At 67.7% G+C, this 13,462-nt stretch carries 14 protein-coding genes; 9 read left to right on the top strand and 5 right to left on the bottom strand.

Annotated elements, in window-relative coordinates; genetic code table 11:
• Nucleotides 1–8 precede the first annotated feature (8 nt).
• Nucleotides 9–1,037, top strand: a complete 1,029-nt coding sequence (locus WDC82_RS06400) for a serine hydrolase (protein WP_340116420.1) — start codon at nucleotides 9–11, stop codon at nucleotides 1,035–1,037.
• Nucleotides 1,038–1,047: 10 nt separating this feature from the next.
• Here WDC82_RS06400 and dnaJ read toward each other — a convergent pair whose 3' ends face one another.
• Nucleotides 1,048–2,220 carry a molecular chaperone DnaJ gene (gene dnaJ / locus WDC82_RS06395; RefSeq protein ID WP_340116419.1) on the bottom strand — a complete coding sequence of 391 codons (1,173 nt, stop codon included), beginning with the start codon at nucleotides 2,218–2,220 and terminating at the stop codon, nucleotides 1,048–1,050.
• Between the two features lie 114 nt (nucleotides 2,221–2,334).
• Nucleotides 2,335–4,275, bottom strand: a complete 1,941-nt coding sequence (gene dnaK, locus WDC82_RS06390; RefSeq protein WP_340116418.1) for a molecular chaperone DnaK — start codon at nucleotides 4,273–4,275, stop codon at nucleotides 2,335–2,337.
• A 235-nt stretch (nucleotides 4,276–4,510) separates the two neighbouring features.
• Here dnaK and WDC82_RS06385 point away from each other — a divergent pair, with 235 nt between their 5' ends.
• Both WDC82_RS06385 and WDC82_RS06380 read left to right on the top strand, forming a co-directional pair.
• The gene (locus tag WDC82_RS06385; protein ID WP_340116417.1) at nucleotides 4,511–4,747 is read left to right on the top strand and encodes a hypothetical protein; all 237 of its coding nucleotides are present in this window, start codon (nucleotides 4,511–4,513) and stop codon (nucleotides 4,745–4,747) included.
• Nucleotides 4,748–4,751: 4 nt separating this feature from the next.
• Nucleotides 4,752–5,396 carry an alpha-ketoglutarate-dependent dioxygenase AlkB gene (locus WDC82_RS06380; protein ID WP_340116416.1) on the top strand — a complete coding sequence of 215 codons (645 nt, stop codon included), beginning with the start codon at nucleotides 4,752–4,754 and terminating at the stop codon, nucleotides 5,394–5,396.
• Here the strand turns inward: WDC82_RS06380 and grpE are convergent.
• A complete protein-coding gene (grpE, locus tag WDC82_RS06375) occupies nucleotides 5,393–6,043 on the bottom strand; it encodes a nucleotide exchange factor GrpE (protein WP_340116415.1) in 651 nt (216 codons plus the stop codon). The genes WDC82_RS06380 and grpE overlap by 4 nt on opposite strands.
• Before the next feature lie 86 nt (nucleotides 6,044–6,129).
• The gene (hrcA, locus tag WDC82_RS06370; protein WP_340116414.1) at nucleotides 6,130–7,206 is read right to left on the bottom strand and encodes a heat-inducible transcriptional repressor HrcA; all 1,077 of its coding nucleotides are present in this window, start codon (nucleotides 7,204–7,206) and stop codon (nucleotides 6,130–6,132) included.
• 229 nt (nucleotides 7,207–7,435) lie between these two features.
• On the opposite strand from hrcA, the gene rph reads away from it, so the two are divergent.
• Genes rph through hemW form a run of 3 tightly spaced genes read left to right on the top strand, consistent with a single transcriptional unit; the run spans nucleotide 7,436 to nucleotide 9,973 of the window.
• Nucleotides 7,436–8,155, top strand: a complete 720-nt coding sequence (rph, locus tag WDC82_RS06365) for a ribonuclease PH (RefSeq protein WP_340116413.1) — start codon at nucleotides 7,436–7,438, stop codon at nucleotides 8,153–8,155.
• A 33-nt stretch (nucleotides 8,156–8,188) separates the two neighbouring features.
• Complete coding sequence (gene rdgB / locus WDC82_RS06360) at nucleotides 8,189–8,791, top strand: RdgB/HAM1 family non-canonical purine NTP pyrophosphatase (RefSeq protein WP_340116965.1); 603 nt, start codon at nucleotides 8,189–8,191, stop codon at nucleotides 8,789–8,791.
• A gap of 18 nt (nucleotides 8,792–8,809) precedes the next feature.
• The gene (gene hemW / locus WDC82_RS06355) at nucleotides 8,810–9,973 is read left to right on the top strand and encodes a radical SAM family heme chaperone HemW (protein WP_340116412.1); all 1,164 of its coding nucleotides are present in this window, start codon (nucleotides 8,810–8,812) and stop codon (nucleotides 9,971–9,973) included.
• Here hemW and WDC82_RS06350 read toward each other — a convergent pair.
• The gene (locus WDC82_RS06350; RefSeq protein WP_340116411.1) at nucleotides 9,970–11,277 is read right to left on the bottom strand and encodes a penicillin-binding protein activator; all 1,308 of its coding nucleotides are present in this window, start codon (nucleotides 11,275–11,277) and stop codon (nucleotides 9,970–9,972) included. The two genes, hemW and WDC82_RS06350, sit on opposite strands and share 4 nt — an antisense overlap.
• Before the next feature lie 215 nt (nucleotides 11,278–11,492).
• On the opposite strand from WDC82_RS06350, the gene rsmI reads away from it, so the two are divergent.
• From rsmI to WDC82_RS06335, 3 genes are all read left to right on the top strand, one after another.
• Nucleotides 11,493–12,335 carry a 16S rRNA (cytidine(1402)-2'-O)-methyltransferase gene (gene rsmI / locus WDC82_RS06345; protein WP_340116410.1) on the top strand — a complete coding sequence of 281 codons (843 nt, stop codon included), beginning with the start codon at nucleotides 11,493–11,495 and terminating at the stop codon, nucleotides 12,333–12,335.
• On the top strand, nucleotides 12,332–12,709 hold the full coding sequence (locus WDC82_RS06340) for a YraN family protein (protein ID WP_340116409.1): 378 nt from the start codon (nucleotides 12,332–12,334) through the stop codon (nucleotides 12,707–12,709). The genes rsmI and WDC82_RS06340 overlap by 4 nt, the downstream gene beginning before the upstream one ends.
• A 100-nt stretch (nucleotides 12,710–12,809) precedes the next feature.
• Nucleotides 12,810–13,433, top strand: a complete 624-nt coding sequence (locus WDC82_RS06335; protein WP_340116408.1) for a BON domain-containing protein — start codon at nucleotides 12,810–12,812, stop codon at nucleotides 13,431–13,433.
• Nucleotides 13,434–13,462 lie beyond the last annotated feature (29 nt).

The following is a 13,462-nucleotide window of genomic DNA, read 5'->3' as shown; positions in this document are numbered from 1 at the left end:
CTGTGGTCATGAAGCGCGTCTCGCCCGTCATCATGTGCCTGGCCTTGCTGGCCTTCATGCTTCAAATCCCGGTACCTGCGGCTGCCCAGGCCGAACCGCCGGAGGCTGCGCTGGCCGCGGTCTTCGAGGAGGCGCGCGCCCTCGCGCCGCTGGAAACGCTGATCGTTTCGCAGGATGGCGAGGTCGTGGTCGAGCAGGGCTTTCGCGGCCATGCGACGACACGGCCGACCAACATCAAATCGGTTTCGAAGACCATCATCTCGGCACTGGTCGGCATCGCCATCGAGAAGGGCGTTCTGAAAGGGTCGGAGGCGAAGATCGCGCCGCTGCTGCAAGACAAGCTGCCGCCCGACCCCGATCCGCGCATGCAAGACATCACCATCGGAAACCTGCTGTCGATGCAGGCCGGGCTCGCGCGCACCTCCGGCGCCAACTACGGCCGTTGGGTGGCGAGCCGCGACTGGGTACGGGCTGCCCTGGCGCAGCCCTTCGCCGACGATCCCGGCGGCGGGATGCTGTACTCGACCGGCAACAGCCACCTGCTGTCGGCGATCCTCACACGGGCAAGCGGGCGCTCGACGCTGGCGCTGGCGCGCGACTGGCTATCGCCCTTGGAGGATTTCGCCATCGCCGACTGGATGCGCGACCCCCAGGGCATCTACTTCGGCGGCAACCAGATGGCGATGACGCCGCGCGCGATGCTGGCCTTCGGTGAGCTATACCGCAACGGTGGCCGCGCCGGCGGCCAACAGGTCCTGTCGCCGGAATGGATCAAATCCTCGTGGCAGCCGCGTACGCAGTCGGTCTTCCACGACGACCTCTACGGCTACGGCTGGTTTCTGACGCAGATGTCGGGCGAACGCGTGGCCTATGCCTGGGGCTATGGCGGGCAGATGATCTACGTGGTGCCGACCCTGGAGTTGACCGTGGTCATGACCTCGAGCGAAGACCAGCCGTCGGCCCGCACCGGACATCGCGACGACCTGCACGCGCTGATGCGCAGCATCGTCGCCTCGATGAAAGCGGCTAGGGCCTGAGCCGCACGGCTCAGTCCGTCAGGTCTTCCCAGAATTCCTTCACGCGGGCGAAGAAACCGGAGGATTCGGGCGAGGTGTCGCGGCCTTCGCCGGCGGCCTCGAATTCCTTCAGCAGTTCCTTCTGGCGCTTGGTGAGGTTCACCGGCGTCTCGATGGAGACCTCGACGTACATGTCGCCGACCGCCTTGGAGCGCAGCACCGGCATGCCCTTGCCCTTCAGGCGGAACTGTTGGTTCGACTGAGTGCCGGCCGGCACGGTGATCTTGGCGCGGCCGCCGGAAATCGTCGGCACCTCGACCGCACCGCCCAGCGTCGCCGTGGTCATCGGCAGCGGCACGCGGCAGTAGATGTTGGCGCCATCGCGCTGGAACAGGCGGTGCGGCGCCACCGAGAGGAAGATGTAGAGGTCGCCCGCGGGCGCGCCGCGTAGCCCAGCTTCGCCCTCGCCGGCGAGACGGATGCGCGTGCCGTCCTCGACACCCTCAGGGATGTTCACCTGCAGCGACTTTTCCTTGTGCACCCGGCCGGCGCCCTCGCAGGCGCGGCAAGGCTTGTCGATCACCTGGCCGGCGCCGTGGCAGGCGGGGCAGGTGCGCTCGATGGTGAAGAAGCCTTGCTGCGCGCGCACACGGCCGCGGCCGTGGCAGGTCTGGCAGCTGACCGGTTGGGCCCCGCCTTCGGCGCCGCTGCCGTTGCACTCGCCGCAGCTCACGGTACTAGGCACGCGGATTTGCGCCGTCTTTCCGTGGAAGGCCTCTTCCAGGGTGATTTCCATGTTGTAGCGCAGGTCTGAGCCGCGGGCGCCGCCCTGGCCGCGCCGTCCGCCCATGAGGTCGCCGAACATCTCGTCAAAGATGTCGGCGAAGCCGCCGGCGGAGAAGCCTCCAAAACCGCCACCGAAGCCGCCGGGACCGGGGCCGGCACCGTTGGTGAAGGCGTCGTGTCCGAAGCGGTCGTAGGCCGCCCGCTTGTCGCCGTCCTTCAGCACCTCGTAGGCTTCGTTGATTTCCTTGAAGCGCGCCTCGGCCTCGGCATCGCCCGGATTGCGGTCCGGGTGATACTGCATGGCGAGCTTGCGGTATGCGGCCTTCAGCGCCGCCGCGTCGGCGTCCCGTTTGACGCCCAGTGTTTCGTAGTAGTCCTTCACGGCTTCGCCCGTTGCCCCCACGGCCCAGTCTGCCATGTATCAGTCAGTGAAATTGCGCAGGCGGAGAAAAGGATAAGGCCGGAGCGGGCGTCTGCGGCTCTTCGCAGCGGCTGCCAGCGTCCGGCCTTTCCTGTCATCGCTCCGCGCTCTTTAGGCCTGGTGACCCTTCTTGTCGTCGTCGACTTCCTCGAAGTCGGCGTCGACCACGCCCTCGTCACCGCCCTTGGCGGCGCCTCCGGCACCGGCCTCGCCGCCGCCATCGCCCCCAGCGGCCGCGCCGTCACCGGCGCCGTCCTGCTGGTAGAGCACCTGCCCGATCTTCATGGCAACTTCCTGCAGGGCCTGCATCTTGGCGTTGATCGCCTCGACGTCCTCGCCCTCGGCCGCCGTCTTCAGATCGGCGATGGCCGCCTCGGCCGCGGACTTGTCGGCGGCAGGTACCTTGTCGCCGGCCTCGGCCAGAGTCTTCTGCGTGGTGTGGATCAGCGATTCCGCGTGGTTCTTCGCCTCGACCAGGGCGCGGCGCGCCTTGTCCTTCTCGGCGTTGAGCTCGGCGTCCTTCACCATCTGCTCGATCTCGGCATCGCTGAGGCCACTGGAGGCCTGGATACGGATCGTCTGCTCCTTGCCGGTCGCCTTGTCCTTGGCGCCAACGTTGACGATGCCGTTGGCGTCGATGTCGAAGGTGACCTCGATCTGCGGCACGCCACGCGGGGCGGAGGGGATACCGACCAGGTCGAACTGACCCAGCAGCTTGTTGTCGGCCGCCATCTCGCGCTCACCCTGGAAGACCCGGATGGTCACCGCCTGCTGATTGTCCTCGGCGGTGGAGAACACCTGGCTCTTCTTGGTCGGGATGGTGGTGTTGCGCTCGATCAGCTTGGTCATCACACCGCCCAGCGTCTCAATGCCGAGTGACAGCGGCGTCACGTCCAGCAGCAGCACGTCCTTGACGTCGCCTTTCAGCACGCCGCCCTGGATGGCGGCGCCGATGGCGACCACTTCGTCCGGGTTCACACCGCGGTGCGGGTCCTTGCCGAAGAAGGACTTCACGGTCTCATAGACCTTCGGCATGCGGGTCATGCCGCCGACCATGATGATGTCGTGGATCTCGCCCGGCGAGACGCCGGCGTCCTTCAACGCTGCCTTGACCGGGCCCATGGTGCGCTGGATGAGGTCATCCACCAGGGCTTCCAGCTTGGCGCGGGTCAGCTTGATATTGAGGTGCTTCGGACCCGAGGCGTCCGCCGTGATGAACGGCAGGTTGATCTCGGTCTGGGTCGAAGACGACAGGGCGATCTTCGCCTTCTCGGCCTCTTCCTTCAGGCGCTGGAGGGCCAGCTTGTCCTGGCGCAGGTCGATGCCCTGCTCGTTTTTGAACTGGTCGGCCAGGTAATCGATGATACGCGCGTCGAAGTCCTCGCCACCCAGGAAGGTGTCGCCGTTGGTGGCCTTCACCTCAAAGACGCCGTCGCCGATCTCCAGCACCGACACGTCGAAGGTGCCGCCGCCCAGGTCGTAGACCACGATGGTGCCGGTTTGCTTCTTGTCGAGACCGTAGGCAAGCGCGGCCGCCGTCGGCTCGTTGATGATGCGCAGCACATCGAGGCCGGCGATCTTGCCGGCGTCCTTGGTTGCCTGACGCTGGGAATCGTTAAAGTAGGCCGGGACGGTGATCACCGCCTCGGTCACCTTCTCGCCCAGGAAACTCTCGGCCGTCTCCTTCATCTTCTGCAGGATGAAAGCGGAAATCTGGCTCGGGCTGTAATCCTTGCCCTGGGCCTCGACCCAAGCGTCGCTGTCGTGGTTGACGATCTTATAGGAAACCAGCCCCATGTCCTTCTTGGTCAGGGGATCGTCGAAGCGCCGCCCGATCAGGCGCTTGATGGCGAAAAGGGTGTTTTCCGGATTGGTCACCGCCTGGCGCTTGGCCGGCTGGCCGACGAGGCGCTCGTCGGAATCCGTAAAGGCGACCATCGAAGGCGTGGTGCGCGCGCCCTCGGCATTCTCGATAACCTTGGCGTCTTTGCCGTCCATGACCGCGACACAGGAATTCGTCGTGCCGAGATCGATACCAATAACCTTACTCATTTTAGCTCCTCACTTCGATCAGCAGACCCCTTGGGCGGCCCGGTCTGACGGCGCCACCCGGCGGATCCCCGCCAATGAGAGTTCATGACCATGGGTTCTGGGCTTATATAAGCAGCGTCCCGCCCGCTGCAAGTCGCAAAGCAGGCCGACCGGCGGGCGATAACAGGCCGAAAAATGCCGTTCCTGGCGCGCCGGAGCCATGCCGGAAGCGGCAAGCGAAACGAAAGCGGAACAGATGCCGGAGCCACAGCAAGAACGCGATCCCCGGAACGACCCCCTCTACCGTGCCATCCTCTGGGTTCTGGTGGCCAGCGTGCTGGCCGGCGCGGGGCTGACCCTGACCGGCGAGGCTCTGTTCGGCAGCCGCGCACTCGCCACCGTCGGCCTCGGCATGGCGGTCGTCTGCGGCGCGCTCTATTGGCTGCTGCGGCTGCGCGCCCGCCACGCCGCCAGACGGGAAGAGGAGCGGTAGGCACGTGGCCGCGCCGCCCGAAGGTTTTCGTTATCTGCCCGGACTGCTGGGCCCGGACGCCCAGGCGGCGCTGGTCGCCGCGCTGCGCTGCATCGCCGGCGAGGCGCCGCTCTACCGCCCGGCCATGCCCAAGAGCGGGCGGCCGTTCTCGGTGCGCATGACCAATGCCGGCAGCCACGGCTGGTACTCGGACAAGGAGACGGGCTACGGCTATATCGGGCGGCATCCCGGGACCGGGCAGCCCTGGCCGGCGATCCCGCCGGCGCTGCTGGCCCTGTGGCGGGAGGTTTCCGGCTACCCGGCCGATCCCGAATGTTGCCTGGTGAACGTCTACGCGCCGGAGGCCCGCATGGGCCTGCACCGCGACGAGGACGAGGACACCTTTGCCGCGCCGGTGGTCTCGCTGTCCCTGGGGGATTCCGCCGTCTTCCGCATCGGCGGGCCCACAAGGCGCGGGCCGACCACGTCGCTGAAGCTGCACTCCGGCGATGTCGTAGTGCTAGCCGGCACGGCGCGCCTCGCCTACCACGGCATCGACCGGATCCTCGGCGGCTCCAGCCGCTTGCTGCCGCCACACGAATGGGGCGGTGGCGGGCGCATCAACGTCACCCTGCGGCGGGTGACCCGCCCGCCCGAGGAAACCTCTTAAGCCTGGGTATCTACCGTGCCACCCGGCTTGGGCTCGCTGCCCGCCTTGGGGCCGCCTTTGGAGATGCCGACGCGGGCCGGGCGCAGCAGCCGGTCGTGCAGGCGGTAGCCGGGCTGAATCACCTGGACCACGGTGCCCACGGGCTTTTCCGGATCTTCCATCTCGAACATCGCCTCGTGCAGGTGCGGATCGAGCTTCTCGCCCAGCGGATTGATCGAGCGGATGTTGTGGCGTTCGAAGACCGACAACAGTTCCTTCTGGGTCATCTCGACACCGAGGCGCAGGTTGCCGAACTGCTCGTTCTCCGCCGCCAGATCCGCCGGCACGCTTTCCAGCGCACGCTGCAGGTTGTCGGCGACGGCCAAGAGGTCCTTCACCACCGCCGCAGCGGCATACTTCACACTGTCCTCGCGCTCACGCTGGGCGCGGCGGCGCACGTTCTCCGTCTCCGCCATGGCGCGCAGCAACTGGTCCTTCAGCGAGGCGACCTCGCCTTCCAGCAACGCGACCGGATCCTCGTCCGGCGAGATCGCGCCAGCATGCTTCATGTCGGAGAGATCGACCAGCGGCTCGTCGCCGAGGTCGACCGGGGAGTCGGTGGCCTCGTTCTCGTTCATCGCCGGGTCCTGCTTCTTTTCTTCAGCCATTGCGAAACGGCTACTCCTTTCAAACCTTGCTTAACTTCAAACATTTTGCTGCGTGAACCGTCGCCCGACCCAGTTACCCGACCCAGTTACCCGACAAGGCGGCCGATCAGCTTCGCGGTGTAGTCCACCATCGGAATGATGCGCGCGTAGTCGATGCGTGTCGGCCCGATGACGCCGATGGCGCCGACGACCTTTTGCTGGGAATTGCTGTAGGGCGCAATGATCATCGAACAGCCGGCGAGCCCGAAGAGCTCGTTCTCGGCGCCGATGAAGATCTGCACGCCCTCCGCCGCGCCGGTGAGGTCGAGCAGGCGGATGAGCGCGTCCTTGGTCTCCAGCAAGGTGAACAGCTGGCGGATCCGCTCCAGGTCCTCCAGCGCGTTCACGTCTTCCAGCAGCTGCGACTGGCCGCGCAGAATGAGCGCGCCGCCCTTGCCGCCATGGCTGCCGCCCCAGCTGGCGAGGCCACGCTCGATGACCCGCGAGGTGAGGGCGTCGAGCTCGGCGCGCTGCTGGTCCAGCTCCGTCAGGATGTCGGCGTGGGCTTCCTCCAGGGTGCGCCCGGTCAGGCGCGCGGAGAGGTAATTGCTGGCCTCCACCAGGGAGGAGGCGGGCAAGCCCGCCGGCACGTCGATGATGCGATTCTCGACCACGCCGGAGACGGTGATCAGCACCACCAGCGCGCGGCCCGGGCCGAGCGAGACGAACTCGATGTGCTTCAAGGGGTCGCCCAGCTTCGGCGCAACCACCAGGCCGGCGCAGCGCGAGAGCCCGGAGAGTGTCTCCGAGGCTTCTTCCAGGACCTCAGAGAGCGAGCGCCCGTCGGCGGCCATCTGGCTTTCGATCCGGGTGCGCTCCTCCTGGGTCAGGTTGCCGATCTCCAGCAGGCCGTCGACGAACAGCCGCAGGCCGAGATCGGTCGGCAGGCGCCCGGCCGAGGTGTGCGGCGCGAACAGCAGGCCGAGATCCTCCAGATCCGCCATCACGTTGCGGATGGTCGCCGGCGAGAGGCCAAGCCCAAGGGAGCGCGACAGCGTGCGCGAGCCGACCGGGGCGCCGGTTTCCACGTAGGCGTCCACGATATGCTTCAGGACGTCCCGCGAGCGGTCGTTAAGGCCGCGGATCGCGGAGGCTTTGGCAGCTATGTCGAGCGGTCTGGTCATCTCGTGTGCGATATTTCCTGTGTTCCGCGAATGTAGTGAGCCCCCCTCCTAGGGTCAACGTAAGGTCAAAGGAGGCGAAACGCGCCCGGAATCGCGCGAACTGGACGGAAGCGGCGCCATGGTCTAGCTTGCGCGCCGCCGGAGGGCCCCTTGACGCTTGTTGGGAGCATCCTTTCGAGCCATTTCCCTCCCCGTGCCCCAGTAAAGAGCCCAAAACAAAGGAAACTTCATGCGTCCTTCCGGCCGTGCCATCGACCAGCTGCGCGATATCGTGCTGGAAACCAACGTGAACAAGTACGCCGAAGGGTCCTGCCTGGCGCGCTTCGGCGACACCCACGTGCTGTGCACTGCGTCCATAGAGGAATCCATTCCCGGCTGGCTGCGCAATTCCGGCCGCGGCTGGATCACCGCCGAATACGGCATGCTGCCGCGTTCGACCGGAACGCGCACCGACCGCGAGGCGGCCCGCGGCAAGCAGAGCGGGCGCACCCAGGAGATCCAGCGCCTGATCGGCCGCTCGCTGCGCGCGGTCACCGACCTGAAAGGCTTCGGCGAGCGCCAGATCCGAGTCGACTGCGACGTCATCCAGGCGGACGGCGGCACCCGCACCGCCGCCATCACCGGCGGCTACGTGGCGCTGCACCTCGCTTTCCAGCACCTGAAGCAGATCGGCGTGCTTGAAAAGCTGCCCTTCACCGACCAGGTTGCCGCCGTCTCCTGCGGCATCTTCGGCGGCCAGGAGGTGCTGGACCTGGATTACGCTGAGGATTCCACGGCCCAGGCGGATGCCAACTTCGTGCTGACCGCCGGCGGCGGCGTCGTCGAGGTGCAGGGCACCGCCGAGGACGTGCCGTTCAGCCGCCAGCAGTTCGAGGAGCTGCTGAACCTGGCCGAGAAGGGCGTGAAGGAACTCTGCCGGCACCAGGCAAAAGCCCTGGGCCTGGCCTGATCGAGAAGGGTTTTCCCCGTGAGCGATACCCGCATCGAAGGTTTCCGGCCCGGCGATAAGCTGGTGCTGGCCACCCACAACAAGGGCAAGTACCGCGAAAATGCGGCCCTCTTGGCGCCCTACAGCCTGGAGGTTCTCTCCGCCGGCGATCTCGGCCTGCCGGAGCCGGAAGAGACCGGCGCGACCTTCGAGGAGAATGCCGTCCTGAAGGCGCGTGCTGCGTGCGAAGCAACCGGTCTGCCGGCCATCGCCGACGATTCCGGTCTCGCAGTGCCGGCGCTGAATGGCCAGCCCGGCATTTACACCGCGCGCTGGGCCGGTACCGACCGCAACTTCTTCGTGGCCATGAAGCGGGTCCACGACGAACTGGGCGACAATCCGGACCGTCGCGGCTTCTTTTGCTGCAACCTCTCGGTCGCCTGGCCGGACGGCCGCACCGTCTCCTTCGAGGGGCGCGTCGAAGGCACTTTGGTCTGGCCGATCCGCGGTGAGCGCGGCTTCGGCTTCGACCCAATGTTCCAGCCCAGGGGCTACGGGGTCACCTTCGGCGAGATGGAGCCGGAGAAGAAGGAGGCCATGAGCCACCGCGCCGTCGCCTTCGCCCAGCTGGCCGGGGCCCTTCTGCGGAAGCCCTGAGAGCATGGACGCCGCGCCATGAATGCCCGCACCGAAGCAGGGTTCGGCGTCTACCTGCATTGGCCGTTCTGCAAGTCGAAGTGCCCCTACTGCGACTTCAACAGCCACGTGCGCGAGAGCGTCGACCAGGAGCGCTGGCGCCGCGCCCTACTAAGCGACCTGGAGCACGCGCGCGAAAAGAGCGGTCCGCGCGCGGTCACCTCGGTCTTCTTCGGTGGCGGCACGCCTTCGCTCATGCCGCCCGAAACAGTCGCCGCGGCGATCGAGACCATCGACGCCCTCTGGGGTCTCGCCCCCGGCACCGAGGTGACGCTGGAGGCCAACCCGACCTCGGCGGAGGCCGAACGCTTCGGCGGTTTCGCCCGCGCCGGGGTAAACCGCCTTTCCATCGGGGTACAGGCCCTCGACGATGCAGCGTTGAAGTTCCTCGGTCGCCAGCACTCGGCGGCGGAGGCGTTGCGGGCGCTGGATCTCGCCCGCGCGGCTTTCCCGCGGCTCTCCTTCGACCTCATCTACGCGCGACCCGGCCAGAGCGCCACGGCGTGGCGGACCGAACTGGCCGAAGCGCTCGCCCTCGGCCCGGAGCACATTGCGCTCTACCAGCTCACCATCGAGGAGGGCACGGTGTTCTACGGCGCCTGGCGGCGCAGCGAACTGGTGCTGCCGGAGGAGGATGCGGCGGCCGTGCTCTACGAGACGACCGCGGCACAGCTGGCAGCCGCCGGACTGCCGGCTTACGAGATCTCCAACCACGCACGCCCCGGCGGTGAATGCCGCCACAATCTCACCTACTGGCGCTACGGCGACTACGCCGGCATCGGACCCGGCGCCCACGGCCGCCTGACCTTCGGCGGCGAAAAGCACGCGACGCGCCAGCACCGCGCACCGGAAGCCTGGCTCGATCTCGTCGAGCGGCAGGGTCACGGCTGGCGCCAGGACGACGTGATCGCGCCGGAACAGCGCCTCGCCGAGATGGTGATGATGGGCCTCAGGCTGTCCGACGGCATTTCGCGCGCGGCCTTCGAGGCCGAACTGGGCGCGGCGCCGGAGGCCCTGCTGCCGTCGGAACGCCTGCAACGGCTGGCGGCGGAAGGCTACCTGGTGCTGGACGAAGCCGGCCTCAGCGCGACGCCCGAAGGGCGCCAGCGCCTCGACGCCGTGCTCGGCTACCTGCTGGCCTAGTTGATTGCGGTGGGAAAAGACGCCGGCGCCGGATCGCGCTCGACGAAGCCGCTGCGGCGCAATTCCAGGACCGCGAGGCCGCGCTGCACTTGGCCCGACGGCAGGAAACGGAAGATCCCGTCGATGCCGGCGAAGCCCAGGGACTGGGTGATCGCGTCCGGCGTATAGGGGATGAAGGCGCCTTCGGATTCCACGCGGCGCTCCAGCACCGCGGCCAGCGCCACAGCGTCGTAGGCCAGCGAGGCGACCCGCGGCGGCGTGTCGCCGAAGCTCTGCTCGTAGCGCTCGCGGAAGGTTTTCCACAGCGCCGGCGGCGGCGCCGGGAACCAGCCGCCCTGCAGGGTTGGTTCGCTCAAGAGGTTGGGATCCTCCCACAGGGCGGTGCCGAGAAAGCGAACCTCCGCCGGATCGACGTCGTAGTAGGCGAGTAGCGGCGCCACCGACAGCAGCTGCTGGCCGCTGGACGGCAGCAGGATGGCATCGAACGGCAGGTCGCCCATGGTCTCGACGCCTTGCAGGCGGGCCAGGGCGCGCTGCGCCGCTTCGTCCGTACGGCCCTCGAGGTCGCGGCGCTGCGCTTCCGCTTCGCTGCGGCGGCGGTTGAAGTCGGCCAGCACCTGAACCTCGGCGGAGACGTCGGTCGCCTGCGGATCGAACATCACCACGCGGCTGAGTTCGGCGGCATTGCGCAAAATGGCGTCCTGCATGGCCTGGACGACCACGGTGCCGTAAGCGTTCTCCGGGGCCAGCACGGCAAAGCGCCGGTGACCCTGCGAAACGGCGTAGTCGATCACCCGATCGACCTGGGTGCGCGGCGTCACGCCCATGACGAAGGTGAGCGGCCCCGCCATGGCGTTATTGTTCGAAAAAGTGATCATCGGCACCTCGGCGGCGTCGACGATGGGCTTCACCGCTTCGGCTGAGGTGGCGAACAGCGGGCCCAGAATGAGAGTGGCGTCTTCGGCGAGCACCGCCTCGGCCGCTGCCGCCGCGCCTTCCGGTGTGCCAAGGGTGTCGCGCACCAGCAGGGTGAAGCGCTCGCCCCCGAGATCGAAGAGCGCGAGCTCCGCCGCGTGCAGCAGCGCCTGGCCGACGTCGGCGCGCGCACCGCTCAGAGGCAGCAGCAGGCCGACCTTCACCGTCGGCGGTCCGGACAGCGGTTCCGCGAACTGCTGCAGCGGCTCGGTCAGGATGTCGTAGGTCTCCTCCGGCGCCGGCTCGGCAACAGGCGGTTGCGCCTGCGGCTCCGGCGTGGGTACGCTGGGCGCGGCGCAAGCGGCCAGCGTGAGGGCCAGCCCTGCCACAAGCAAAGACCGCCACCCCATGAACACAGCTATTGAGTCGAAGCCTCGGCGCGGCCCTGATGTCAGCAAAATCAAAGAATCATCCATCCGTCACGGAGAGCGCTGAGCCTAGCGAGGCAGCGGTGCGAAGTAAACTGTCCCGGGTGGGGCGGGGTTCCGCGGAAGCGGGGCGGAAAAGCGGCGCGGAATCTCGGCTTGCCGCCGGTTTTTACCTGGTGGCGACGCCGATCGGCAACCTGGGCGACATCAGCCGGCGGGCGCTGGATGTGCTGCGCCGGGCCGACCGCATCGCCTGCGAGGATACCCGCGTCACCCGCAAGCTGCTGAGCGCCGAAGGCATCGCCACGCCGACCACCGCCTACCACGACCATTCGGGCCCGCGCGAACGCGGCCGCCTGATCGACGCGGTGGCAGCGGGCGCGGCCATCGCCGTGGTCTCCGACGCCGGCACCCCGCTGGTCTCCGACCCCGGGTTCAAGCTGGTGCGCGAGGCCATCGAGGCGGATCTGCCGGTGACCGCCTTGCCAGGCCCCTCGGCGCCGCTGGTCGCCCTGCTGCTGTCCGGCCTACCCAGCGACCGCTTCTTTTTCGGCGGTTTTCTCCCGCCCAAAAGCGCCGCACGGCGCCAGGCCTTGCAGGGTCTTGCCGGGCTGGACGCCAGCCTGATCTTCTTCGAGGGCGCCTCGCGGGTCGCTGCCAGCCTGTCCGACATGGCCGCGGTGCTGGGTCCGCGCGAGGCGGCGGTGGCGCGCGAGCTGACCAAGCTGCACGAGGAGCTGCGCCGTGGCAGCCTGGCGGATCTCGCCGCTCACTACGAAGCCGCCGGCCCACCGCGGGGCGAGATTGTCATCGTTGTCGGCCCGCCGGCAGTGCAGCAAGCGGGCGAGGGTTTCGACCTCGATGCGGCGCTCACCCAGGCGCTGCAGCACGCCAGCCTGCGCGATGCTGCCGCGACGGTCGCGACGGCCAGCGGCCTGCCGCGCCGCCGGGTCTATGCCCGCGCCCTTGAGCTCGCCAAAGAAGGGGAGCCGGCGAAAGACTGCGGGGCGGAAGAATGACCACCGCGACGCGCCGCCGGGCCTATACGCGCGGGCGCCGCGCCGAGCGCCTGGCCGCCTGGTGGCTGCGCCTCACCGGCTACCGCATTCTGGCCCAGGACTTCCGCAGCCCTGTCGGCGAGATCGACCTGGTCGCCCGGCGAGGCGGCATCCTGGCCATTGTCGAGGTGAAGCACCGCAGCCGCCTGGACAGCGCCGGCGAGGCGGTGACCCCGCGCCAGCAGCGCCGCATCCGCCGCGCCGCTGAACTTTACATCCAGCGCCATCCGGAGCTGGCTGGCCTGCAGCCGCGCTTCGACGCCCTGCTGCTGGTGCCGCGCCACCTGCCGCACCACCTGAAAGACGCCTGGAACGCCGACACGGTCATGCCTTAATAGGAGAACAGGATGCCCGACTCGAGAAACCGCCGCGTCCCTGCTCTCGACTTTTGAGCCGTCGAATTTTGGACCAATGCCTTTGAGGATCCCGAGTTAAATGCCGTTCCGACCTGCCTTACTTCCCGCGTTCGTTCCCGCTCTCATCCTCGCTGCCGGCTTTGCCATCCTGGCCGCTGGCTGCAGCCCGATCGGCGCCGCGGCCGGCGTGGGCGCCGTCGGCGCGACGGCGGCACAGAGCGAAAAGGGCTTCCGCCGCAGCGTAGCCGACACAGAAATCCGCATCGCCATCAACGACCTGTGGTTCAAGGCCGACGAGGAGATGTTCCGCAAGGTGAACCTGCAGGTGCAGGAGGGCCGCGTGCTGCTGACCGGCAACGTGCGCCTACCCGAGCAGCGCGTCGAAGCGGTCCGACTGGCTTGGCAGGCCCCCGGCGTGCGCGAGGTGATCAACGAGATCGAGGTGAACGATACCTCGGGCCTGACCGACCTGGCGCGTGACACCTGGATCAGCACCCAGCTGAAGACCGACCTGCTGTTCGACCAGGATGTTTCTTCGATCGACTACTCCATCGAAACGGTCAACCAGGTGATCTACCTTATGGGCGTGGCGCGCTCGCAGGCGGAACTGGACCGGGTGATCGGTCACGCCAAGGACATTTCCTACGTGCGCCGCGTGGTCAATTACGTGCTGTTGAAAGACGACCCCCGGCGGACGTCGTAGGGGTGAACGCGGGCATCATGAGCGCGGGA

The sequence above is a fragment of the Pelagibius sp. 7325 genome (genome assembly GCF_037652055.1).
Lineage (GTDB): Bacteria > Pseudomonadota > Alphaproteobacteria > Kiloniellales > Kiloniellaceae > Pelagibius.
Note: the sequence above shows the minus strand (reverse complement) of the source record. Positions and strands in the feature narration are given on the sequence as shown.

Coding starts and splice junctions, on each gene's coding strand:
- WDC82_RS06400 (WP_340116420.1), top strand. CDS start 9: ATGAAGCGCGTCTCGCCCGTCATCATGTGCCTGGCCTTGCTGGCCTTC.
- dnaJ (WP_340116419.1), bottom strand. CDS start 2,220: ATGGCAGACTGGGCCGTGGGGGCAACGGGCGAAGCCGTGAAGGACTAC.
- dnaK (WP_340116418.1), bottom strand. CDS start 4,275: ATGAGTAAGGTTATTGGTATCGATCTCGGCACGACGAATTCCTGTGTC.
- WDC82_RS06385 (WP_340116417.1), top strand. CDS start 4,511: ATGCCGGAGCCACAGCAAGAACGCGATCCCCGGAACGACCCCCTCTAC.
- grpE (WP_340116415.1), bottom strand. CDS start 6,043: ATGGCTGAAGAAAAGAAGCAGGACCCGGCGATGAACGAGAACGAGGCC.
- hrcA (WP_340116414.1), bottom strand. CDS start 7,206: ATGACCAGACCGCTCGACATAGCTGCCAAAGCCTCCGCGATCCGCGGC.
- rph (WP_340116413.1), top strand. CDS start 7,436: ATGCGTCCTTCCGGCCGTGCCATCGACCAGCTGCGCGATATCGTGCTG.
- hemW (WP_340116412.1), top strand. CDS start 8,810: ATGAATGCCCGCACCGAAGCAGGGTTCGGCGTCTACCTGCATTGGCCG.
- WDC82_RS06340 (WP_340116409.1), top strand. CDS start 12,332: ATGACCACCGCGACGCGCCGCCGGGCCTATACGCGCGGGCGCCGCGCC.
- WDC82_RS06335 (WP_340116408.1), top strand. CDS start 12,810: ATGCCGTTCCGACCTGCCTTACTTCCCGCGTTCGTTCCCGCTCTCATC.